18 protein-coding genes are annotated in these 22,261 nt (G+C 67.6%); 12 read left to right on the top strand and 6 right to left on the bottom strand.

Annotated elements, in window-relative coordinates; genetic code table 11:
- Positions 1 to 401 (top strand): OB-fold nucleic acid binding domain-containing protein (locus Q0996_RS05060; protein WP_367575659.1); only part of this gene is annotated, 401 nt, incomplete at its 5' end.
- Positions 402 to 615: 214 nt separating this feature from the next.
- Here Q0996_RS05060 and Q0996_RS05055 read toward each other — a convergent pair.
- A complete protein-coding gene (locus Q0996_RS05055) occupies positions 616 to 1,122 on the bottom strand; it encodes a PAS domain-containing protein (RefSeq protein ID WP_299616649.1) in 507 nt (168 codons plus the stop codon).
- A gap of 627 nt (positions 1,123 to 1,749) precedes the next feature.
- On the opposite strand from Q0996_RS05055, the gene putA reads away from it, so the two are divergent.
- From putA to Q0996_RS05035, 4 genes are all read left to right on the top strand, one after another.
- A complete protein-coding gene (gene putA, locus Q0996_RS05050; RefSeq protein ID WP_299616648.1) occupies positions 1,750 to 4,944 on the top strand; it encodes a bifunctional proline dehydrogenase/L-glutamate gamma-semialdehyde dehydrogenase PutA in 3,195 nt (1,064 codons plus the stop codon).
- 257 nt (positions 4,945 to 5,201) lie between these two features.
- Positions 5,202 to 6,128, top strand: a complete 927-nt coding sequence (locus Q0996_RS05045; protein WP_299616647.1) for a TAXI family TRAP transporter solute-binding subunit — start codon at positions 5,202 to 5,204, stop codon at positions 6,126 to 6,128.
- Positions 6,129 to 6,212: 84 nt separating this feature from the next.
- On the top strand, positions 6,213 to 8,117 hold the full coding sequence (locus tag Q0996_RS05040) for a TRAP transporter fused permease subunit (RefSeq protein ID WP_299616646.1): 1,905 nt from the start codon (positions 6,213 to 6,215) through the stop codon (positions 8,115 to 8,117).
- Positions 8,118 to 8,119: 2 nt separating this feature from the next.
- On the top strand, positions 8,120 to 8,695 hold the full coding sequence (locus Q0996_RS05035) for a cupin domain-containing protein (RefSeq protein WP_299616645.1): 576 nt from the start codon (positions 8,120 to 8,122) through the stop codon (positions 8,693 to 8,695).
- Positions 8,696 to 8,701: 6 nt separating this feature from the next.
- On the opposite strand, the gene Q0996_RS05030 is transcribed toward Q0996_RS05035, so the two are convergent.
- Entirely contained in the window at positions 8,702 to 9,751 is a 1,050-nt protein-coding gene (locus tag Q0996_RS05030; protein WP_299616644.1) for a Glu/Leu/Phe/Val dehydrogenase dimerization domain-containing protein, read from the bottom strand.
- A 244-nt stretch (positions 9,752 to 9,995) separates the two neighbouring features.
- Positions 9,996 to 11,189 (bottom strand): iron-containing alcohol dehydrogenase, encoded by a 1,194-nt coding sequence (locus tag Q0996_RS05025; protein ID WP_299616643.1) that lies wholly within the window; start codon positions 11,187 to 11,189, stop codon positions 9,996 to 9,998.
- Between the two features lie 295 nt (positions 11,190 to 11,484).
- Between Q0996_RS05025 and Q0996_RS05020 the strand changes: the two genes are divergently transcribed.
- Positions 11,485 to 12,453 (top strand): hypothetical protein, encoded by a 969-nt coding sequence (locus tag Q0996_RS05020; RefSeq protein ID WP_299616642.1) that lies wholly within the window; start codon positions 11,485 to 11,487, stop codon positions 12,451 to 12,453.
- A 120-nt stretch (positions 12,454 to 12,573) separates the two neighbouring features.
- Here the strand turns inward: Q0996_RS05020 and Q0996_RS05015 are convergent, their stop codons facing one another.
- Positions 12,574 to 13,170 (bottom strand): 2-hydroxychromene-2-carboxylate isomerase, encoded by a 597-nt coding sequence (locus tag Q0996_RS05015; RefSeq protein WP_299616641.1) that lies wholly within the window; start codon positions 13,168 to 13,170, stop codon positions 12,574 to 12,576.
- A 129-nt stretch (positions 13,171 to 13,299) separates the two neighbouring features.
- Between Q0996_RS05015 and Q0996_RS05010 the strand changes: the two genes are divergently transcribed.
- Entirely contained in the window at positions 13,300 to 13,845 is a 546-nt protein-coding gene (locus Q0996_RS05010; RefSeq protein WP_299616640.1) for a hypothetical protein, read from the top strand.
- 125 nt (positions 13,846 to 13,970) lie between these two features.
- Here the strand turns inward: Q0996_RS05010 and Q0996_RS05005 are convergent, their stop codons facing one another.
- Positions 13,971 to 15,599, bottom strand: a complete 1,629-nt coding sequence (locus tag Q0996_RS05005; protein ID WP_299616639.1) for an acyl-CoA synthetase — start codon at positions 15,597 to 15,599, stop codon at positions 13,971 to 13,973.
- Positions 15,600 to 15,749: 150 nt separating this feature from the next.
- Here Q0996_RS05005 and Q0996_RS05000 point away from each other — a divergent pair, with 150 nt between their 5' ends.
- The 4 genes from Q0996_RS05000 to Q0996_RS04985 all read left to right on the top strand — a co-directional run bounded on the left by Q0996_RS05000 (position 15,750) and on the right by Q0996_RS04985 (position 19,375).
- Positions 15,750 to 16,589, top strand: coding sequence for an SDR family oxidoreductase (locus Q0996_RS05000; RefSeq protein ID WP_299616638.1), 840 nt, complete (start codon positions 15,750 to 15,752; stop codon positions 16,587 to 16,589).
- 16 nt (positions 16,590 to 16,605) lie between these two features.
- A complete protein-coding gene (locus tag Q0996_RS04995) occupies positions 16,606 to 17,208 on the top strand; it encodes a hypothetical protein (RefSeq protein WP_299616637.1) in 603 nt (200 codons plus the stop codon).
- Between the two features lie 113 nt (positions 17,209 to 17,321).
- Positions 17,322 to 18,368, top strand: a complete 1,047-nt coding sequence (locus tag Q0996_RS04990; protein ID WP_299616636.1) for a hypothetical protein — start codon at positions 17,322 to 17,324, stop codon at positions 18,366 to 18,368.
- Positions 18,365 to 19,375, top strand: coding sequence for a lysylphosphatidylglycerol synthase transmembrane domain-containing protein (locus Q0996_RS04985; RefSeq protein WP_299616634.1), 1,011 nt, complete (start codon positions 18,365 to 18,367; stop codon positions 19,373 to 19,375). Before Q0996_RS04990 ends, Q0996_RS04985 begins: the two co-directional genes overlap by 4 nt.
- Before the next feature lie 83 nt (positions 19,376 to 19,458).
- On the opposite strand, the gene Q0996_RS04980 is transcribed toward Q0996_RS04985, so the two are convergent.
- Positions 19,459 to 20,817: a lipopolysaccharide biosynthesis protein gene (locus tag Q0996_RS04980; RefSeq protein ID WP_299616633.1), complete on the bottom strand. Its 1,359-nt coding sequence runs from the start codon at positions 20,815 to 20,817 to the stop codon at positions 19,459 to 19,461.
- Positions 20,818 to 20,906: 89 nt separating this feature from the next.
- Between Q0996_RS04980 and Q0996_RS04975 the strand changes: the two genes are divergently transcribed.
- Positions 20,907 to 22,205 (top strand): glycosyltransferase, encoded by a 1,299-nt coding sequence (locus Q0996_RS04975; protein WP_299616632.1) that lies wholly within the window; start codon positions 20,907 to 20,909, stop codon positions 22,203 to 22,205.
- Positions 22,206 to 22,261 lie beyond the last annotated feature (56 nt).

Below are 22,261 nucleotides of genomic sequence, written 5' to 3'. Positions count from 1 at the left end.
GCCTGGTGCTGGTGCGTCAGCGCCCGGGCAGCGCCAAGGGCGTGATCTTCGCCACCCTGGAGGACGAGACCGGCACCGCCAACGTCATCGTCTGGCCCGACGTCTTCGAGCGCCACCGCGCCATCGTCATGAAGGCCGGCCTGCTGGCGGCGCGTGGCAAGCTGCAGCGCGAGGGCCTGGTGATCCACGTGGTGGCCGAGGACCTCATCGACCTGACCCCGCGGCTGATGACCCTGAAGCCCGGCCCGCACCTGGAGCCCGCCCCCCTTGAGCCCGCACACGCCCACGCCGACGAGGTGAAACGCCCGACCCGCGACCACCGTCCCGCGCACTATGAGACGGCGACGGCAAGGCACCCGCGCAATGTCAACCCCATGCCCAAGTCCCGGGATTTTCATTGAGGGCGGCAAACGTCGCGGACCGTCCTCGACACCCCCTCACCCAGCTCCGGCTAAGCTCGGTCTTCGACCTCACTAAGCCTGCGCAACCTGCCTTCGCCGAAGCGTAGCCGCTTCGGCTACGCGCAGGCAGGCCCTCTCCCACGCTGGGGAGAGGGAAGACCAAAAGATCCCTCTTTCCTCTCCCGCCGGGGGAGAGGAGATGGAGCATGTCACTTCAGTCCTCGCTCTCCCGGTAGCGTTCCGGGGGCGGGGGCAGCTCGGCGTAGAGGGTCATCATCAAGAGGATGTCCACGGTCTCGCCGTCTGCGGCCAGCGGCAGGGTGAGCTGCTCGGCCGCAACGGGCTTGCCCTCCAGGCCGGCGTGGGCGCTGCCCCGGCGGTAGGAGGGCCGGCCGCTCTCGGCGCAGCCGCGGTAGAAGCGGAAGGCCGCGGAGTCGCCGAAGCGCGGATAGATCTCGTCGAGCCAGCGCCCGGTGCCGTCGCGCCCGGTGAAGGTCACGATCTCCGTGCCCAGCAGGCGGAAGCGGAAGCGCCAGGGCTCCCGCGCCACGTCGATCATCCAGATGTTGGGCAACAGGGCGGGGATGTCCACCGGGTCGAAATGCTGCCGCCCCGGGAGCCCTGTTCCCGGGTGGATGGACAGCCAGTAGTCGTACAGCGCGCGGATCTTCGGCGCGCAGTCCGCCGGCAGCAGAAAGCGTTCGGACCCAGTGATCGCCATCCTAAAGGCCTAGCATTGCCGGCCTTAAGAATGCCTCTGGCTTTGCGCATTTCTGAGGCGCGAAAGGGGCAATCCGACGCCCTTGGGTAGAGCCCGCCGCGCGCATGTGACCGGGGATAGGCAGATCCCGGTCACATTGCGGTGATAAGAATGCCCGTCAAATTGCGGGTGCCGGGACGTGGCGGATTTGCGCCGAATGCGGGGTATGCCGAAGCAGTCGCTGTGTGCGGACCTCTGCTACGGAATTATATTTCGATGAAGAACGAAGAGTTCCCGTAAAAGGCAGCCGTCCGCTGAGAGGCGGTCCTCCAAGTCAGCATATACATCCAACCTTCTTTCATCCCGGAGAGAGGTCCCCCTCACCCAGCTTCGGCTAGGTTCGGTCTGCGACCTCACCAAGCCTGCGCATCCCTCTCCCACGGCGGGGAGAGGGGAACAAAGGGCACGGCGCCGAATCCCTCTCCCCGGCGCGGGAGAGGGAGGGGCCCGCGTGAGCGGGAGGGTGAGGGGGCCTTTGTTTTCCACTTCCCTTGACCGCGCACTCAAACGGCGGGACAGTCGGGGCGTCGGGCGGTGAGGCCGAGCCTTGCCCCGCATCCCCTAACGCCGCATCCCAGAGACCGTGCCATGAAACGCCCCGCCGTCGTCGTCGACAACGATCAGGACATCTCCGAACAGGACCGCCTGCGCCGGCGCTTGCGCGACCATCTGATGGCTGACGAGACGGCCGTGGTCCGCGCGCTGCTGGACGCCGCGGCGCTGCCCCATGACGCCCAGGACCGTATCGCCGAGCAGGCGCGGGCGCTGGTGGGGGCGGTCAGGCGGGCGCGGGTCGGGCAGGGAGGGCTGGATGCCTTCCTCCATGAGTTCGAACTCTCCAGCAAGGAGGGCGTGGTGCTCATGTGCCTGGCCGAGGCGCTATTGCGGGTGCCCGACGCCGCCACCGTCGACAAGCTGATCAAGGACAAGATCGCCGAGGCCGACTGGCGGGCCCACCTCGGGCACAGCGAGTCGCTCTTCGTCAACGCCTCCACCTGGGCGCTGATGCTCACCGGCCGCGTGGTCAAGCTGGACGAGAACGACGCCCGCGATCTCGGCGCGACCCTGGGCCGGCTGGTGCAGAAGTCCGGCGAGCCGGTGATCCGCGGCGCCGTGACCCAGGCCATGCGCATCCTGGGGCGCCAGTTCGTCATGGGCCGCACCATCGAGGAGGCGCTGGAGCGCGCCCGGGCCAGCGAGAAGAAGGGCTACCGCTACTCCTACGACATGCTGGGGGAGGCCGCCCACACCGCCGCCGATGCCGAGCGCTACTTCCAGTCCTACCGCGCGGCCATCGCCGCCATCGGCAAGGCCGCGGTGGGGCCGGACGGCAGCGCCAAGGGGCCCATCGAGGCGCCGGGCATCTCCATCAAGCTCTCCGCCCTGCACCCGCGCTATTTCTTTGCCCAGCGCGAACGGGCTCTGCGCGATCTGGTGCAGCGGCTGAAGGTGCTGGCCGAGGACGCCAAGGCCGCCGCCATCGGCCTGACGGTGGACGCCGAGGAGGCCGAGCGCCTCGACCTCTCCCTCGATGTCATCGAGGCGGTCTCCGGCGACCCCGACCTCGCCGGCTGGAACGGCTTCGGCCTGGCGGTCCAGGCCTATCAGAAGCGCGCCCTGCCGCTGCTCGACTGGCTGGCGGCCATGGCGCGGCGCCACAACCGCCGCCTCATGGTGCGCCTCGTCAAGGGCGCCTATTGGGACAGCGAGGTGAAGCGCGCCCAGGAACAGGGCCTGGCCGGCTATCCGGTCTTCACCCGCAAGGCCTCCACCGATCTCTCCTACCTCGCCTGCGCCAAGCGCCTGCTGGCCGAGCCCGAGGCCTTCTATCCGCAGTTCGCCACCCACAACGCCCACTCCCTGGCCTGGGTGCTGGAGGCCGCGGGCAACCGTGCCGACTTCGAGTTCCAGCGCCTCCACGGCATGGGCGAGGCGCTCTACGACCAGGTGGTGGGCGCCGACAAGCTGGACCGGCCCTGCCGCATCTATGCGCCTGTGGGCAGCCACGAAGACCTGCTGGCCTATCTGGTGCGCCGCCTGCTGGAGAACGGCGCCAACTCCTCCTTCGTCAACCGTATCCAGGACGAGAAGCTGCCGGTGGATGCCATCGTCGCCGACCCGGCGGCCAAGCTGCGGGCGGCGGTGGAGATCCCGCATCCGAGCATTCCGCTGCCGGTGGATCTCTTCGGGGACGAGCGACCGAACGCCGCCGGCATCGACCTCAGCGATCCCCTGGCGGTGGCGGAGCTGCAGCAGGGCATCGCCCACACGGCGGCCGAGCCCTGGAGCGCCGGGCCCATCGTCGGCGGGGTCGAACAGGCAGGGGCGGAGCGCCGCGCCGTCACCAATCCGGCGAAGCGCGGCGAGACCGTCGGCGAGATCGCCTGGGCGACGGCGGCGGACGCGGAGACGGCGCTGGCCCGCGCCAGCCGCGCCGCCTTCGCCTGGAACGCCACCCCGGCGGCGGAGCGCGCCGCCGCGCTGGAGCGGGCCGCCAACCTGATGGAGGTGGCGACACCGCGGCTCATCGCCTTCTGCCAGCGCGAGGCGGGCAAGTCCCTGCCCGACGGTGTGGCGGAGCTGCGCGAGGCGGTAGACTTCCTGCGCTACTACGCCGCCCGCGCCAAGGCCGACTTCGGCGCGCCGCTGGCCCTGCCCGGCCCGACGGGGGAGCGCAACGAGATCTCCCTGCAGGGGCGCGGCGTTTTCCTTTGCATCTCCCCCTGGAACTTCCCGCTGGCGATCTTCACCGGCCAGGTGGCCGCGGCGCTGGCCGCCGGCAACGCGGTGCTCGCCAAGCCGGCGGAGCAGACCGGGCTGGTGGCCGCGGAAGCGGTGCGCATTCTCCACCGCGCCGGGGTGCCGGGCGACGTGCTGCACCTATTGCCCGGCGACGGGCCCACCATCGCCGCGCCGCTGGTGGCCGACCCGCGGGTCGCCGGGGTCGCCTTCACCGGCTCCACCGAGACCGCGCGGATCATCAACCAGGCGCTTGCCGCGCGCCCAGGTCCCATCGTGCCGCTGATCGCCGAGACCGGCGGCCAGAACGCCTTGCTGGTGGACTCCACCGCCCTGCCGGAGCAGGTGACCGAGGACGTCATCACCTCGGCTTTTCAATCGGCGGGCCAGCGCTGCTCGGCCCTGCGCGTGCTCTTCCTGCAGGCGGACGTGGCCGACAAGATGCTGACGATGCTGAAGGGCGCCATGGCGGAGCTGGTGGTTGGCGATCCCGCGGAGCTCGCCACCGATGTCGGCCCGGTGATCGACGAAGAGGCCAAAGCCATGTTGGAGGCCCACAAGGCGCGCATGGCCAAGGACGCGAAGCTGACCTACGAGCTGCCCCTGCCGGATGCTGCGGCGGGCGGCAGCTTCGTCGCCCCCGCCGCCTACGAGATCGACGGCATCGAGGTTCTGGAGCGGGAGGTCTTCGGCCCCATCCTCCACATCGTGCGCTACCGCGCCGACCGCCTCGACCAGGTGCTCGACGCCATCGCCGGGACGGGCTACGGCCTGACGCTGGGGGTGCACTCGCGCATCGACGCCACCGTCGATCACATCTGCAACCGCCTGCCGGTGGGCAACGCCTATGTGAACCGCAACATCATCGGCGCCGTGGTCGGCGTGCAGCCCTTCGGCGGGCAGGGTCTGTCGGGCACCGGCCCCAAGGCCGGCGGCCCCCGCTACCTGCACCGCTTCGCCACCGAGAAGACCCTCTCGGTCGACACCACCGCCGCCGGCGGCAATGCGTCTTTGATGTCATTGCAAGAGGGCTTGTCGCGCTGACGCGCTCGGAAGCGTAAGCCTCGAACGCCGAGGCCTGGCCTCGTCTCCTCCCGATCCGCTCTAAGACAGGCGGTGGGCTTCACCGTCGATTCCCCTCTGCACCCTGCCGCGGCGGGAAACCTCCCGCGCATCCGGTTTTCGGGCTTCGGTCTTGTGATCGGACTGCTGCGTCCGCCTACGAACAGAAACCTATAGTAATATCGATATTTTTTTGATATCGTAATTAATATCGGTAAATAAGAAACCGGGAGGACCCCATGGCCAAAGGATTGGCAACGCTCTGTTTCGTGGCCGGGCTCGTCGCGCAGACGGCCTCGCTGGCCGCCGAGGAACTGCGCATCGGCACCGCGAGCCTTGGCGGCGCCTTCTATCCGATCGGGCAAGGCATATCGAACCTGGTCAACAAGTACGCCGAGGGCGATATCACCATGGTGCCGGTGGTCACCGGCGGTTCGGTTCAGAACCCGCGCCTGGTCGGCAGCGGCGAGGTCGACATCGCCATCACCAACAACAATCTGGCGGTTCTGGCGACCAAGGGGGCGGGCCCCTACAAGTCCGGGGCCATCGACATGAAGGCCATCGCGGCCTTGCATCCCAGCGTCCTGCACATGATCGTGCTCGACGGATCGGACATCCGGTCCTTTGAAGACATCAAGGGCAAGCGCGTGGCGGTCGGTCCGGCTGGCGGCGGTACCCTCGGCTTCCTGAATTTCCTGCTGCCCCTGCACGGCATGACGCTGGACGATTTCACGCCAAGCTTCCTCTCCTACTCGGACGGCTTCAGCCAGCTGTCCGATGGGAATGTCGATGCCGCTTTCGCGCTCTCCGGCTATCCGGCCTCCGCGGTCATGCAGGCCAGCGCCGGCAACAAGCTGCGCTTCATCGCCTTCTCCGACGGCAAACTTGACGAGGCGCTCGGCAAGAACGGCGCCTTCAAGGCGGTGGAGATTCCGGCCGATGTCTACGGCACCGATGGGCCCGGCAAGGTGATCGGCGTCAACAACATGCTGATCGTTCCCTCCTCGATGGATGCCGACAGGGTTTACGACATCACCGCGGCGGTGTTCGATCATCTCGAGGAGTTCAAGGCCGAGAATGCCAACGCCCGGCAGATCGATCCGGCGGATTCCCTGAACCTGGCCATCACCCTGCACGAGGGTGCGGCGCGCTACTTCAAGAAGTAGCTATCGCCCGGGAACCGAAGGCGGCGGAACCCCTCGGCCAGGGGTCCGCCGGTCCTTCCGGTCGCGAGTGGAGCAGAGTGGTCCTTGCTCAACACGGCACAGATAACGAAGCACTTCACGCTGCGGGACCTCATAGGGCTCCTGGCGCTGGGGCTCGGCCTCTATCACCTCGTTCTGGTGTCCGGCGTCTTCGCGGTTTCCACGATGGAGATGCGCCTGACGCACCTCATGCTCGCCTTCAGCCTGCTTTTTCTGAGCCGGCCGTTCAGCAAGGCGGCGGAGGGCAGCCGCTTCGACAGGCTGTTGAGCGTCGTGCTGGTGATCGCCGTGCTCGGCGCCGGCGCCTGGCTGCTGTCACGCTGGAAGGCGATTGCCTTCAGCGGCGGACTGACCGAGCCGGGCGACTTCTATGCCGGCGCGGTGATCGTGGTCCTGGTCTTCGAGGCGGCGCGGCGCGGCGTCGGCTTGGTGCTGGCGGCGATCACGCTGCTGTTCTTTCTCTACCCCTTCGTAAGTCCATACCTTCCGGGCCTGCTGGGCGCGCGCGGCTACAGCTTCGAGCGGATCGTCATCTTTCTGACCACCGATACCCAGGGCGTCTTCGGCATTCCCATCGGCGTCGCCGCCACCTATATCGTGCTGTTCACGGTCTTCGGGGCGCTGCTCTCGGCCTTCGGCGCCGGCGATTTCTTTTTCGAGCTGTCGCGCAGACTGACCCGCGGCCTCAGGGCCGCCGGTGCCAAGACCGCCGTGCTGTTCTCCACGCTCATCGGCATGATCTCGGGGTCAGCCGCCGGCAACGTGGCGGTGACCGGCACGCTGACGATCCCGATGATGAAGCGCGAAGGCTATGCCGCTCATCAGGCGGCCTCCATCGAGGCGGTGGTCTCCACCGGTGGCCAGATTATGCCACCGATCATGGGGGCGGCCGCCTTTCTGATGGCCGAGATCGTCGGCATTCCCTATGTGGAGATCATGGGCGTGGGTCTGCTGCCGGCGCTGCTGTTTTTCGCGTCGATCTTCTTCATCGTCCATCTGCAGGCCGTCAAGAGCGACCTCCGGCCGCCGGTGCAGGAGGTGGAAGACGGGCGCTCGCTCTGGCAGGTCCTGTTCGAGGGCTCGCGCTTTATCGCGACCCTCGGTCTGCTCCTCGGCCTGATGCTCTGGGGCTATTCGCCGTTCAAAGCGTCTTTCTGGGCGATCATTCTGCTGGTGGTCGGCGAGCTGCTTTGGACCAGGGAGTTCAGGCTTTCCTTCATCCGCCGGCTTGGCGCCGGCATCGCCAACGGGGCGCGGAACGTTGCGCCGATTTCGGCGGCCTGCGCGGCGGCGGGGATCATCTCCGGAACCCTGGCCGTCAGCGGTCTCGGTCCGAAGATCGCGATCCTGATCGACCTCGCCTCCGGCGGCTCGCTGGTGCTGGCGCTGGTCCTGACCATGGTGGCCGCGATCATTCTGGGCATGGGCCTGCCGACGACCGCCGCCTATCTGATCCTCGCGACCGTCGTGGCCCCGGCGCTGGTGAAGCTCGGGATGCCGCTGCTGACCGCGCATTTCTTCGTCTTCTTTTACGGCTGTATCTCGACTATCACTCCGCCGGTCGCCCTCGCGTCCTATGTGGCCGCGGGCATCGCGGGGGCCGGGATCAACAAGGTCGGCTGGACGGCGGCGAGCTATGGGCTCACATCCTATCTGCTGCCTTTCGCCTTCTGCTTCGGGCCGGGGCTTTTGCTGCAAGGCAGCCTCGTGGAGAACGTTGTAGCCGTGATCACCGGCACGGCGGGCACCTTCGCCGTGGCCGTCGCCGTGATCGGCTGTCTGAACCGGCCGCTCGACTTGTGGCTGCGGGGACTGGTTTTCTCAGGCGGGGCGCTGCTGCTGTTCCAGGAAATCTGGAGCAGCCTGATCGGCGCGGCCCTGCTCATCGGTCTCCTCGCTATCGGCCGGCTCCGGCTTCAGGCATCGCATCAACAGGCAAATCGAGGGTGAATATGGCGCGGAGATTTCGGCGTGTCGTCACCGGCCACGACGACAACGGTGTTGCCGTGGTCGTGTCGGACCAGGAGGCGACGCAGGCGCTGCAGAGGCCCAGCCGGCCGGGCGTGACCTTGACCAACTTCTGGCTCTCGGACGGCACGCCGGCGGAGTATGACGGTGCGCAGGAAACCTGCGAAGGCGACTTCGTGCTCCACCCGCCGGGGAATGGGTCGGTTTTCCGCTGCGTAGAGTTCGAGCCGGAAGACCCCAACGTGCTGGCGACCCTCGACGGGAAGGCGGCCTTCGCCGAGATGGGCGCCGCCGCCAACATCGTGGAGGGCGCCCGCCATCCCTTCATGCATCGGACCGACTCTCTCGACTATGCGATCGTCCTGAAGGGCGAGATCTACATGCTGCTGGACGAGACCGAGGTGCATCTGCGGGCGGGGGACATCGTCGTTCAGCGCGGCACCAACCACGCCTGGTCCAACCGCGGCAGCGAGACCTGCATCATCGCTTTCGTGCTGGTCGATGGGGTGACCCGGCGCGACCTCCCGGCCGAGCAGGCCAGGGGCATTCCGCGCCGCTGACGCAAGTTAGGCCGCCTGGGGGCGGGTCTTGCGGAAGCGTTCTTCGGCGAGGTAGTCGGCCGCTTCGGAGGTTGCGATCCTGCGGGTGTCGGCGCGGCGGAAGATCTCCAGCAGGGTGTCGTGGATGCGCGCCACGTGGGCGTAGGCCTTCGCCTCGTCGTAACGCGGGCCCTCTTGGCTTATCAGCACGATGCCGCCGGCGTTCAGCACGTAGTCCGGCGCGTAGAGAATGCCGCGCTGGCGCAGGGCCTCGCCGTGGCGTGCCTCGGCGAGCTGGTTGTTGGCGGAACCGGCGACGATCTGCGCCTTGAGGAGCGGCAGGGTCTCGTCGTTGATCACGGCGCCCAGCGCACAGGGCGCGAAGATGTCGGCCTCCACCGCATAGATGGCCTCCGGCGCGACCACCTTGGCGTCGAACTCGGCGACCACCCGGTCCAGGGAGTCCTGGGCGATGTCGCTGACGATCAGCTCGACCCCCGCGTCCGACAGGTGCTTGCAGAGGTAGTAGCCGACATGGCCGACGCCCTGGACGGCGACGCGCAGGCCGCGCAGGTTGTCGCGTCCCGTCTTGTGGCGCACCGCAGCCTTCAGCCCCATGAAGACGCCGTAGGCGGTGGCGGGGGAGGGATCGCCGGCGCCGCCCTTGCGGGTGCCGGCCACATGGCGGGTTTCCCGCTCCATGATTTCGACGTCCGGCACCGAGATGCCGACGTCCTCGGCCACGGTATAGCGCCCGCCCAGGCTGTCGACGAAGCGGCCCATGGCACCGAACAGCGCGTCCGACTTGTCCTTACGGGGATCGCCGATGATCACCGACTTGCCGCCGCCGAAATCGAGGCCCGCCAGGGCCGACTTGTAGGTCATGCCCCGCGACAGGCGCAGCGCGTCGGTGAGCGCTTCGGCCTCGTCGGCATAGGGCCACATGCGGCAGCCGCCGAGGGCCGGGCCGCGATTGGTGTTGTGGACGGCGATGATGGCTTTCAGGCCGCTGTCTGCGTCGTGGCAGAAGACCACCTGCTCGTGGCCGTCGAACTCGCGATGTTCGAAAACAGACATGAGAACCCCTATTCGGTCTACGCCGGCCGGGGCAGCGCCACAGGGGCGGATCCGCCGCACCGGCGAATGTTTGTGTTTCCACAAATGTCAGGGGTTGTCGTTAAGTATTCAATAAGAAGAGTTTGGCCCTCGCAAAATAGACGGATCGTTAAATGCGCGGCGCCGCTGCCATTCGCAAGGGCCGTCCGGCCGGCATCTCCGGGTAACTTTATTGCTCGGTCGATTCCCGTGTCACGCGCGCAAATCAGCCGAGCCGTCCCTCCAGGGCCGCTTCGAACATGGCGCGCATCTCCGCAGGGCCTGCCGGGATCGGATTGGTGGGCGCCGTAGGGTCCTCGGCGGCCATGGCGGCGATCTCCTCGACGCGCTCCCCGCCGACGCCGATGCCCTCCAACCGCTCGGGGATGCCCACCTCGGCGCGGAGTGCCAGGACCCAGTCCTGAACCGCGGCGAAGGAGGGGGAGGGCAGGCCGAGCCAGGCGGCCAGACGCGCCATCTTATCCTCGATGGCCGGCCGGTTGAAGGCCAGCACATAGGGCATGACCACGGCGTTGGTCAGGCCATGGTGGGTGTCGTAGAGCGCGCCGATGGGATGGCTGAGGGAGTGGATCGCCCCCAGGCCCTTCTGGAACGCCGTCGAACCCATGGAGGCCGCCGCCAGCATGTGGGCGCGCGCCGCCAGGTTGCCGCCGTCCTTCACTGCCGTCGGCAGCCAGTCCTTCACCAGGCGGATGCCTTCGACGGCGATGCCCTCGGCCATGGGGTGATAGCCCGGCGCGCAGTAGGCCTCCAGGCAGTGGGCGAGGGCGTCCATGCCGGTGGCCGCGGTGACGTGGGGCGGCAGGCCGACCGTCAGTTCGGGATCGGAGACCACGGTGCCGGGCATCATCTTCGGATGGAAGATGATCTTCTTGATGTGGGTCGCCTCGTCGAGGATCACCGAGGCGCGCCCGGTCTCGGAGCCGGTGCCGGCGGTGGTGGGCACGGCGACGATGGGGGCGACGCCCTCCGGGTCGACCCGCTTCCAGTTGTCGCCCTTGTCCTCGAAGTCCCAGAGCGGGCGGCTCTGGCCGGCCATCAGGGCGACCGCCTTGCCGCAGTCCAGCGCCGAGCCGCCGCCAAAGGCGATCACCCCGTCATGGCTCCCGTCGCGGTAGGCCGCCACGCCTTCGTCGACGTTCTGGCCGACGGGGTTGGGCTTCACCGCGGAGAACAGCCCGGTGGGCAGCCCTTCGGCCTCGTTGGCCGCGATGGCCTCGCGCACCATGGGCAGGGCGGCTAGGCCCGGGTCGGTCACCAGCAGGGGCCGCGTCATACCCAGTCCCTTGCAGGCGCGCCCCAGATTGCGGATGCGGCCGGGTCCGAAAATCATCTGGGTGGGGAAGCCCCAGCTTCCCTTCAGGTCTTGCGGATCGGTGTCGGGCGCTGCGGAGGTCATCGACGGTCGGCCTTGGTTGGGTGAGTGGGTGGGCGGTTCGCCTTTACCTTCTGATAACCGTAACGCGTCCTGCGGTCCAACCGCTTGTTCGCAAGGCACGCAAATAGCAGCCATTCGTTGTGCGCCGGGACGCGGGAATGCGACCTTCGCCGAAACCCGCGAACTAAGGATTCCTTCACCCCTGGTCTGTAAAATCCAAGATAACGCGATTGCTTTCGGCGCAGCGGTGGGCAGGTCAGTCCATCCCGTCCGGGCCGTTCAGGAGCCTGGCGCGCCGCCTCAGGAGGAGGAATCGATGATTCCCACAGCCTATGATCCCTCCGGCCTGCTGCCGGAGTTCTTTCACCGCGGTGCCGACGGTTTCGCCGGCCGGCGGCCGCAGGTCCCTGTCGACGACGCTGCCGTCCCGGCGCGCGATCTGGTGGCGCTCTCGCCCGAGGCCGAAGCGGCCCAGGACGTCGAAAGCGTCGGCGAGGGCGTTGCCGCGGAAACCGAAAGCCGCGCCCTGTTGGGCGAGGCGGGCGGCTTCGTGCGCAAGGCGCTGGAGACCATGCGCCGCGACCTGGGCCAGGTGCTGAAGGCCTTCGGCTTCGACACCGAGGCCGCCAAAGGTTTCGCCCAGGCCTTCGTGGAACCGGTCATCGCGGCGCTGAAGGACGGCGTCAATTTCACCGCCGAACTCACCTTCGCCGCCGTCAGCCAGGTCACCGCCATCTCCGGCAGTTCGTTCAGCCAGTCCACCTCGCTGGTCGCCCGCTCACTGGAGATCGAGGTGAACCACGACACCGGAGAGGTCTCGGTCGCCATGGCGAGCCTCTCCTTCGAGCAGCACATTCAGTCCGGCGGCGCCGCCGCGGCTACCGAGCCGCTGATGGTCATCGAGCCGGAGACCCTGGGCGATCCGCGCGCGCTCGTCGAAAAACTCCTGGACAGCGAGGTCCAGCCGCCGGCGGCGCCGGCACATGCCGCCGCTCCGGTGGACGATGCCGCGGACGCCGCGGAGATCGCGGAGGAAGCCGAAGAGGCGGAGACCCCGGACGCGCTCAAGGAAAGTCTTGCCCAGGTGCGCGAGCGGCTCAGCGAGGAGGCGATCGAATTCCAGACGCGCCTGACCATCTTTGCCTTCACCAGCTACCGCAACGACAACGGCGAGACGATCACCAAGCTGCTGCTCGACGCCGAGCTCAACCTCGCGCGCGTGGCGGACCCAAGAGTCGATGCATCGGTTCAGGAGGAGGCGCAAAGCCTCGATCTCGAAGCCTAAAGGCCGGGGGAACCGATAGGTGGGGAAGGGGTCCTGCGGGGCCCCTTTTTCATTCACCGTTCCGGTGAATGTGGCGTTTTCGACGTGCGTTGAATCGGTGCCGTCAAACCATAAAGCGCTCTAAGCGCCAAGCGCACGGTCGAGGAAGTCCAGCCGGTCCTGGCCCCAGAACAGTTCATCGTTGTAGATGTAGCTCGGCGCGCCGAAGACGCCGCGGGCGACGGCGGCCTCGGTCTGCTCGGCATAGCGCCGGCGCACCGCCGGGTCCAGGGCCTTGGCCAGCAGGTCGACGGCATGGTGGCCGGTTTCCTCGGCAATCGCCTCGCAGGTGCCGACCTCGGCGATGTTGCGCTCCTGCTCCCAGACCGCGCGGCCGAAGGCCTGAGCGAGCGCCAGCGGCTGCCCGCCGCCCTCGCCGGCGGCGATCACCATGCAGGCGGCGGTGATCTCCGGCGCCGGAAAGTAGGCCGGCTGAAGATTGATGGGCACGCCCAGGTGTGCACTCCAGCGTTTCAGTTCGGCCAGGCGATAGGCCTGGCGCTCCGGCGCGCGCTTGGGCAGCGGCAGACCGCCGGTGCGCGGAAAGACCTCCCCGAGGTTCATCGGCATGACCCGGACCTCGGCGCGGTGGCGCTGGGCGATCTCGGCGAGCCGCCCGCTGCCCAGGTAGGACCAGGGGGAAACCAGGGAAAGGTAGTAGTCGATGACTTTGCTCATGCCGCCTCCCTTGCGTTGAGCTTGCTTAGCGTGTCGCGGCGCCTTGGTCCAGGCTCGCGGACCTGATAGGCTCATTCGCTTGCAAAACCGGCCCGGCCCTCCACCGGGCCCCCGCCGAAGGTTTGGATCATGCGGATCGTTTTTCGCCACCTGGGCGTTTCAGCCGCCTTTCTGCTCGTGGTGTGTCTGGCTGCCACGCCGGCGCGCGCCGCGGACCAGGCCCGTGAAGTGGTGGGCCTCTTCGTTCAGTCCTGTCTGCGCTACGTCGAAGATCCGGCCGATCTGCGTGCCTGGATCGCGGCGACGCCGCAGCTCCGGCAAATTCCCAGAGCGAAGGCCGAGCAGTTCCTGGAAGGCAAGAAAGGCGATGTCTGGTCCGCCGAAAATGACGCCGGTCTGTTCGCGCTGATCGTCTTCGGCGACGACAGCTGCACCGCCATGGCGCAGATCGCCAGCGCCGATCAGGTCTCCCTGGTGTTCTCCGAGTACGTCCGGCGCAAGAACCTGCCCCTGGACAAGGTCGGTGACCGCAAGGACTTCGTGCGCGGCATCGACAAGCGCGAGGAGACCTATCGCTCCTCGTCCGGCAGCATCCTCTACGAGGTGGTGGTCATGACCTCCAAGTCGCCCCGCGCCGAAGTGCAGGCCGTGCTCACCACCCGGCCGAACCGTTAGGGTTCTCGTGCTTTGACGGCGCCGGCCCGCTCCCCCTCCCGGCCACCCAGCGACAGTATCCTATGGGTGGCCGGGAGGGGGAGCGGGCTGGAACCGAGTCGACGCAAGTCGAAAACACTGAAGACCTACTTCCCCTCGGCCCGCTCCCGGAGGGCCCGGCGGATGATCTTGCCGGTGGCGGTCATCGGCAGGCTGTCGACGAAGGCCACTTCGCGCGGATACTCGTGGGCGGCAAGCCGGGACTTCACGAAGTCCTGGATCTCCCTGACCAGGGCCGAGCGTGCCTCCGGCGCGGCGACGTTCTGCCCGCGCTTCAGCACGATGAAGGCCTTCACCCGCTCGGTGCGCAGAGGGTCGGGCACGCCGACCGCCGCCGCCAGGGCGACGGCGGGGTGCTTGAGCAGACAGTCCTCGATCTCGCCGGGGCCGATGCGGTAGCCGCCGGAGGTGATGACGTCGTCGTCGCGTCCGACGAAGTGCAGATAGCCGTCGTCGTCCATGGCGCCGGTGTCGCCGGTCACCAGCCAGTCGCCGCGGAACTTCGCCGCCGTGGCTTCGGCGTTGCCCCAGTACTCCAGGAACATCACCGGATCGGGCCGCCGCACCGCGATGGTGCCGCTCTCACCCGGGGGCAGCGGCGACCCGTCATCGTCGACGACCGCGACATCGTGGCCGGGGACCGGGCGCCCCATGCTGCCGGGACGCAAGGGCATCAACTCGGCACAGTTGGCGACCACGAGGTTGCATTCGGTCTGGCCGTAGAACTCGTTGACGGCGATGCCGAAGGTCTCCTGCGCCCAATCGAGCAGGCCGGCGCCCAGGGTTTCGCCGCCGCTGCCGATGGACCGGAGCGCGTAGGTCCAGCGCTCCGCCGGGCGTTCGACGCCGCGCAGCATCTTCAGGGCCGTCGGCGGCAGGAAGGCGTTGCGCACCTGATGGTCGGCCATCAGGCGAAAGGTCTCTTCCGGATCGAACTTGGCAAAGCGGTGCGCGAGCACCGGCACGCCGTGGTGCCAGGCCGGCAGCAGCACATCCAACAGGCCGCCGATCCAGGCCCAGTCCGCCGGGGTCCAGAAGAGGTCGCCGGGCTGGGGAAAGAAGCTGTGGGGCAGTTCCACGCCGGGCAGGTGGCCGAGCAGAACCCGCTGGGCGTGCAGCGCGCCCTTGGGCGGCCCGGTGGTGCCGGAGGTGTAGATGATCAGGGCCGGGTCGTCGGCGAAGGTCGAGACCGGCAGATAGCTGTCCGATGCGCGCTCCAGCAGGGACTGCCAGGAGAGCGCATCGCCGCCGTCGATGGAGATCAGGGTTTCCAGCGCCGGCAGCCGTTCGCGCAGCGGCGCGACTCTCTCCAGACCGGCCTGGTTGGTCACCAGGGCGCGGGCGCCGGAGTCGGCGAGGCGGTACTCCAGCGCCTCCTCCCCGAAGAGGTTGAAGAGGGGCACCGCGATGGCACCCAGCTTGTAGACCGCCAGGTGGGCGATGGCCGTTTCCGCGCCCTGGGCCAGCAGGATGGCCACCCGGTCGCCCTCGCCGACATCGTAAGCTTCCAGCGCGTTGGCCAGGCGGTTGGAGAGGCGGCTCAGATCGCGAAAGCTATAGCGTTCTTCCCGCCCGTCGGCCTTCAGGTCGATCAGCGCCAGGCGGTCTCCATCCGCCCACTTGTCGCAGGCGTCCGCCGCGATGTTGTAGCGCTCCGGGATCTGCCAGCGAAAACCGTCCCGCAGTGCCTGGTAACTGTCGGCCTTCGCCAGCATGGCTTCGGCCCCTCCCTGATGTCTTTGTTCGCGGACCCTGTCTTGTTTCTGGCCCTTCACCCGCTAGCATAGCCAAAGAGCGCCGCACTGGGTACAGCGCCGCCCGCATTCGCTTCCGCCCCGCCGTCACGGCAAGAAAAGGCCCCTGCCATGTTTCAGAGCGACCTCCTGCAAGACAAGCGCATCCTCATCACCGGGGGCGGGACGGGCCTGGGCAAGGCCATGGGCAAGCGCTGCCTCGAGCTGGGGGCCAGGCTGCTGATCTGCGGGCGGCGCGAAGCGGTCCTGGAGGAGACCCGGGCGGAATTCGACGCCGAGCATCCCGGCCGCACCACGGTGCTGCCCTGCGACCTGCGCGACGCCGAGGCGGTGGAGGCGATGGCCGAGGCCGCCTTCGCCGAGGGGCCGCTCGATGCCCTGGTGAACAACGCCGCCGGCAACTTCCTCGCCAAGACCGAAAGCCTTTCGCCGCGGGCCGTCGATGCGGTGCTGGCCATCGTGCTGCACGGCACCGCCTATGCGACCCTGGCCTGCGGCAAGCGCTGGCTGGCCGCTAGGCATCCCGGCAACGTGCTCTCCATCGTCACCACCTACGCCTGGACCGGCTCGCCCTTCGTCGTGCCCTCGGCCATGGCAAAGGCAGGCGTGCTGGCGATGACCCGCTCGCTGGCGGTGGAGTGGGGCCGCCAGGGCATCCGCCTCAACGCCATTGCGCCGGGCCCCTTTCCCACCAAGGGGGCCTGGGACCGCCTGGTGCCCAATGCTGAGCTGGATGCCGCCTGGAAGAACAAGATCCCGCTGGGCCGGGTCGGCGAGCACATCGAACTGGCGAACCTGGCGGCCTATCTGCTGGCCGAGCAGTCCGGCTACATCACCGGCGAGGTGGTGACCATCGACGGCGGCGAGTGGCTGAAGGGCGCCGGCCAGTTCAGCCTCATGGAAGCCCTCAGCGACGAGGACTGGGAGGCGATGCGGGCCCGCAAGGGCTGAGCGGGAAGCAGCGCCCGTGAGCGGCCTTCTGCCGGCAGAGCTGATGACCGATCTGCGGCGGCGCTATGGCGAGCCGCAGCGCCATTACCACACCTGGGCCCATGTCGAAGCCCTGCTCCGGCTCTTCGATGACGTCCGAGACCGGCTCTCCGACCCGGCGGCGGTGGAGGCCGCGCTCTACTATCACGATGCCGTCTACGACCCGCGGGCTTCCGACAACGAAGCGCGCAGCGCCGCCCTGCTGCGCGCCGACTGCGCCGAGGTTCTGTCGGCGGACTCCCTCGCCGCGGCGGCGCGGCTGATCGAGGCGACGGCGGGCCACCGCCTGCCGCCGGATCTCTCTGCGCCGGCGCAGGCCGATGCCGCCCTGTTCCTGGACATGGACCTCTCCATCCTGGCCGCGCCGTGGCCGGACTTTCTTGCCTACGAGGCGGCCATCCGGCGGGAATACGCCCACGTCGAGGAGGCCGCCTTCCGCAGCGGACGGGGCGCCTTCCTCGAAAATCTCATGAACCGCGAAAAGCTCTATTTTTCCAGCTACTTCGGGGCACATTTTGAGGTGCCGGCCCGGGCCAATCTGAGACGCAGTCTCAAGATCCTGAGGCGCTCTGCCAGATAACGCGAGCTTTACTGAATTTCTTAGCAATTTCTTGGCACTGAGGGTTTTTTTACCACTGCCGCAGCATCATGGCTCCAGCGGTGCATTGGCGATGCCGGGTGCGGGAGTTGGAGATGGTTGCGACGGCCGAGATGACCACGGTGCCGGCGGGCTGGCTGCGCGGCCCGTCCTTCGATTTGACCTTCATCGCCGGGGTGGCGGCGATCGCCCTGCTGTCCGGCGCCGTCGTCGTCGCCGAACCTCGGCTCTTCGCCCCGATCCTGCTGCTGGACCTCTGGCTGCTCGGCTACCACCATGTGGTCGCCACCTACACGCGGCTCTGCTTCGACGGGGAGAGCCTGCGCCGGCACCGCTTCCTGCTGTTCGGCCTGCCGCCGCTGGTGGTCGCCGGGGTGGTGCTGATCTACCTCGGGGTCGGCCCCTGGGCCATCGCCACCATCTATCTCTATTGGCAGTGGTTCCACTACACCCGCCAGAGTTTCGGCGTGTCCCAGGTCTACCGCCGCAAAGCCGGCGGCCTGGTGGACGAGAAACCCTGGCTGACCAAGGCGGCGCTCTACCTGCTGCCGCTCTGGGGCATCCTGCATCGCTCCTACCAGGACCCCGGACTGTTCCTCGGCATGGAACTGCGGGTGCTGCCGGTGCCGGGGTGGCTGGTGGACGCCTCGGCCTTCCTGGCGCTCTCGGTGCTGGCGCTCTGGCTCGTACTGCGCATCGGCTCCTGGCTGCGCGGCCGCCTGGCGATTGCCCACAGCCTCTACATGCTGAGCCACTTCGTCGTCTTCTACGTCGGCTACATCGCCATCGACGATATCACCCACGGCTGGCTGGTGATCAATGTCTGGCACAATGCCCAGTACGTGCTCTTCGTCTGGCTGTTCAACAGCAACCGCTTCAAGGACGGCATCGACCCCAAGGCGCGCTTCCTCTCCACCATCAGCCAGAAGAACAAGGCCTGGCTCTACTTCGGGGTCTGCCTGGGGCTGACCACTCTGGTCTATCTGGGCATCGATCAGGCGATCGGCCAGTTCAGCCACTGGGCCCTGCCGCTGACCCTGATCGTCTATCAGTCCATCAACTTCCACCACTACATCGTCGACAGCCTGATCTGGAAGGTCAGGCGAAAGCCCATGCAGCAGACCCTCGGGATCGCGTCTTGACGACACCGCCGCTCAGCCTCTCCGAGGCGCCGGAGGGTGCGGCGCCCTCGCGGTTCCGGAGCATGCCCCTGGAGGTGCTGGTCAAGCTGCTGGTGTCGTTCGGGCTGCTGGCGGCCATCGCCAGTTCCGTCGACCTCGGGCGGGTCGCCGGCCTGCTGGTCACGCTCGCGCCCCTGGCGGGCCTGGCCGCGGTGGCGAGCCTCGCCGGCATCGCGCTGGTCTCGGCGCTGCGCTGGTGGCTGGTGATGGAGACCATCGGCACGCCGCAGCCGCTGCGCCGGGTGCTGGCGCTGATGTTCATCGGCAGCTTCTTCACCCAGATGCTGCCGACCTCGGTGGGCGGCGATGCGGTGCGCATCTGGCAGCTTTCGCGCCACGGCGTGGCCATGGACCGCGCCTTCATCGGGGTGATGCTGGAGCGCATCAGCGGCCTCCTGGCGCTGGTCCTCATGGTGGTCGGCGGCGTGCTGTGGCTCGGGGAGGCGATGGACCCGCCCATTCTGCGCAGCCTGCTTCTGGCATCGCTGCCGGGCCTGCTGGCGGTCTTGTTGCTGCTCTCCTGCTTCGACCGCCTGCCGCCGCGCCTCCAGGACCTGCCGCTGCTCGGCCAGGGCCTGCGTCTGCTGGCCGACATGGCGGCCGACACCCGCCGCCTGCTGCTGACGCCGGGCCTTTCGGCCATCCTGCTGCTGCTCTCGGCGGCGGCCCAACTCGGCTCCGTCCTGGCCTTCTACTTCCTGGCCCAGGGCTTGGGGCTGGATCTTGATGTGACCGCGGCCCTGGCGGTGGTCCCCGCGATCATCCTCATCACCTTCCTGCCGGTCTCCTTCGCCGGCTGGGGCGTGCGCGAGGGGGCCAGCATGGTCATGCTGGGGGCCGTCGGCCTTGGTGCCGATCAGGCCGTGGCACTCTCCGTCCTCTTCGGTCTGGCCTCGATCCTGGCCGGCCTGCCGGGCTGCCTGCTGTGGCTCAGGCGCGGGCCGAAGCCGGCGGTCGCGGCCCCCTGAAGCGCCGCTGCGGCGGGCTCAGAACCTGCCCCATATGAGGCCCTGTCCGTCGGAGGGTTCCTGTCTTCCAGCTTTCTGTATCGTCATTGCCGGACTTGTTCCGGCAATCCATCGCAGTCCGGGTCTCGGTCGTTCCATGGACCCTCGGGACAAGCCCGAGGGTGACGATGGGGGTGGGTGGCCAGGGCGAAGCGGCTGCCGAAGATGTTGTAGTGAAAAGCGATGAAGATGGCGCTGGTCACCGCGGAGATCAGGAAGGCGGCGATGGTCGCGGCGAGCACACCGGCGACACCGTAGGAGAGGGCGCCGTAGTAGCTGAGCACGATGTTGCAGAGGATGCAGCTCAGGCTGCTGACGGACATCGGCAGAATGGCCTTCTTGAAATGGAGATAGGCCTGGATGTGGTAGAAGTAGCCCATGGCCACGGTGCCCGCGATCGCCCAGGGGATGAGCGCGAAGGCGCTCGAGAAGGCAGCGCCGATCAGGAAGGGCGCGGCAATCATCGAGATTAGGTAGAAGACGGCACCGGCGACCGGCAGCAGCAGCAGGAAGCCGGCGGAGATGACCGGCACCTCCATGCCGAGGGCGCCGCGCGGCTTGCCGAGCTGCTGGAACAGCCAGGGCATCCAGGCGTGCAGGAAGCCGTTGATGGCGACGAAGAGGGCCGCGCCGAAAAGGGCGGCCACGCCATAGAGGCCGTTCTGGTCGAGCCCCAGGATATGGGAAATGATCAGGCGGTCGGTGAGCGGCACCGCCACCAGGCCGAAGCCCGTCGGCAGATAGACCAAGCCGAACCTAACCAGGTCGCGGAGCTGCTCCCTGCAGGGCAGGCGCAGGTCCAGCTTGAGCTGGCCGTTCAGCCAGACGAAGCCCAAGAGGCAGGCCATGGCGAGACCGGCGATCTTGCCGAGGATCACGCCCTGCCAGCCCCAGCCCTGATAGACCAGGGCGGCGATGATCGCCAGTCCCAGGAGCGACTGGGCGAACTGCAGGGCGATGAACTGGCCTCGCTTCTCGGCGAACTGGTTGAAGGCCAGCAGGAAGTAGAAGTTGACATAGAGATAGGTGGCCACCACCACCGAGACGATCCAGGGTGCCGGGAACTTCACCAGCGCGGAGAGCGTGTCGTCGAACAGAACCGCGGCCAGGGCCAGGATCAGCGCCGAGCCGCTGGAAATGTAGAAGGCCGAGACGACGAAGGTCGACTGGCGGTCTTTGTCCATCTCGTAGAAGTGCATCTTCAGCGCGTCCTGGATGGTCAGGTTGACCACCGGCCGCAGGAAGGCGACGAGGGAGACGAAGAGCACCCAGATCCCGTATTCCCCGGGCTGCAGAAAGCGGGTCAGCAGGATGGCCAGGAAGAACGGTGTGAGGGCTTCGATACTGTTGGCGAAAGCGTAGAAGACCGAGATGCCTGCCAGCCGCTTTAAGAGTTTGTACATGGTGATCTACTTAAAGTTCGCCAATGGGCAGGTATTCTCTTGGCAGGGCATGTTGGATTGTCAGGAAATTCGATAGTTCTGACGGTCGCATGGCCGTGTTTGCCGATGTGGTCCGAAAGAACCTGGTGATCCGCTCCGCCTATCTTTTCTACAGTAGGGCGCCAGCCTTTATAAAATCCTACCTTTTAATACTTTACGGACTTAAATGTTATCTTTCGGCTAATTGCCGTGGATCGCAGAACCCCGATATCCTCTTCTTCGCCTCCTACCCCAACGAGCGGGTCGCGATCGGCCATCTCCGCCGCCATCTCCGGGGCCTGACTGCCGGCGACATAAGGCTCTCCAAGGCCAACTGCTTCCGGCCGGAGGCTCTGCTGGCCCTGCCGCGGTTCTTCTGTGCCGCGGCTCGCTGGCTGCGCTTCGCGCGGCGGCTCGTCCGGCGCCTTCCTTTCATGCCGGCCTGCCGGGTTTTCAGCACCGTCGCCTACTACGCCCGCTTTCGCCGCCTGCTGGCGCAGCGCGGCGCCAAGGCGGTGTTCATCGCCAATCACTATTCGCCGGAATGTCTGGCCCTGGCCGCGGTGGCCCATCGCGCGGGGCTGAAGGTGCTCTTCACCAACCACGCCAATGCGACCTGGAAGGCCGGCTTTGTGCCGTCCCTGCATTGCGATCTGGTGGCCGCAACGAGTGAGGCCATCGTCGACACCTACGCGAACCGGGGGGAGCGGCGTTTCGATTGCGTGTTCGTCCCCCAGGCTTCACCGCAGGCGCCCATGCGCTGTCGGTTCGAAGCCGGTGGGCAGATGACCGTCGGCATCTTCCTCACCGCGCTGACCAGCATGACGCGCTTGCAAGCGCTGGTCGGCCGTCTTCAGGCAGATCCGAAAGTCAGCCGGATTCTCATCCGCTCCCACCCCGTCAAGGTGGTCAACGAGGATCTCTCGGCGCTATCGGCTGAGGGCGAGAAGGTCATGGAGACCAGCGGCATGGCGCTGGCCGAGAACATCGACTTCTGCGACCTCGCCATCTGCGGCAACAGCACCGTGGCCATAGAGTTGCTGCGCGGCGGCCTGCCGGTTTTCTACGACGCCGATCTGGACGGCCTGGCCCACGACTACAACGGTTATCTGGAGCGCGACCTGATCCTGCCTCTGCCGGCCGCGCTGGACCGGCCGGCGCTGCAGTCCCTCGGCCGCTTCTATGGCGATCCGCGCTGGGCGGCCCGCATGCGCTACTTCGACGCCGGCTACCAGCGCGACGAGGCGGCGATGTTCCGGCAACTGAACACGGCCGTGCGTAGGACCCTTGGGGCTTCGCGGTCCGCCGAGGCAAAGCCCTACCGGCAGGGCGTCCCGGGCGATGCGCCCTATCCAGCCGCGGCGTCCTGACGGCGGCGGCGTGCGGGCTGGGGTCCAGGAACCGGCGTTCCCGCAGGAGCACGATC

The sequence above is a fragment of the Pelagibius sp. genome, from assembly GCF_028289705.1.
Taxonomy (GTDB): Bacteria; Pseudomonadota; Alphaproteobacteria; order Kiloniellales; family Kiloniellaceae; genus Pelagibius.
Note: the sequence above shows the minus strand (reverse complement) of the source record. Positions and strands in the feature narration are given on the sequence as shown.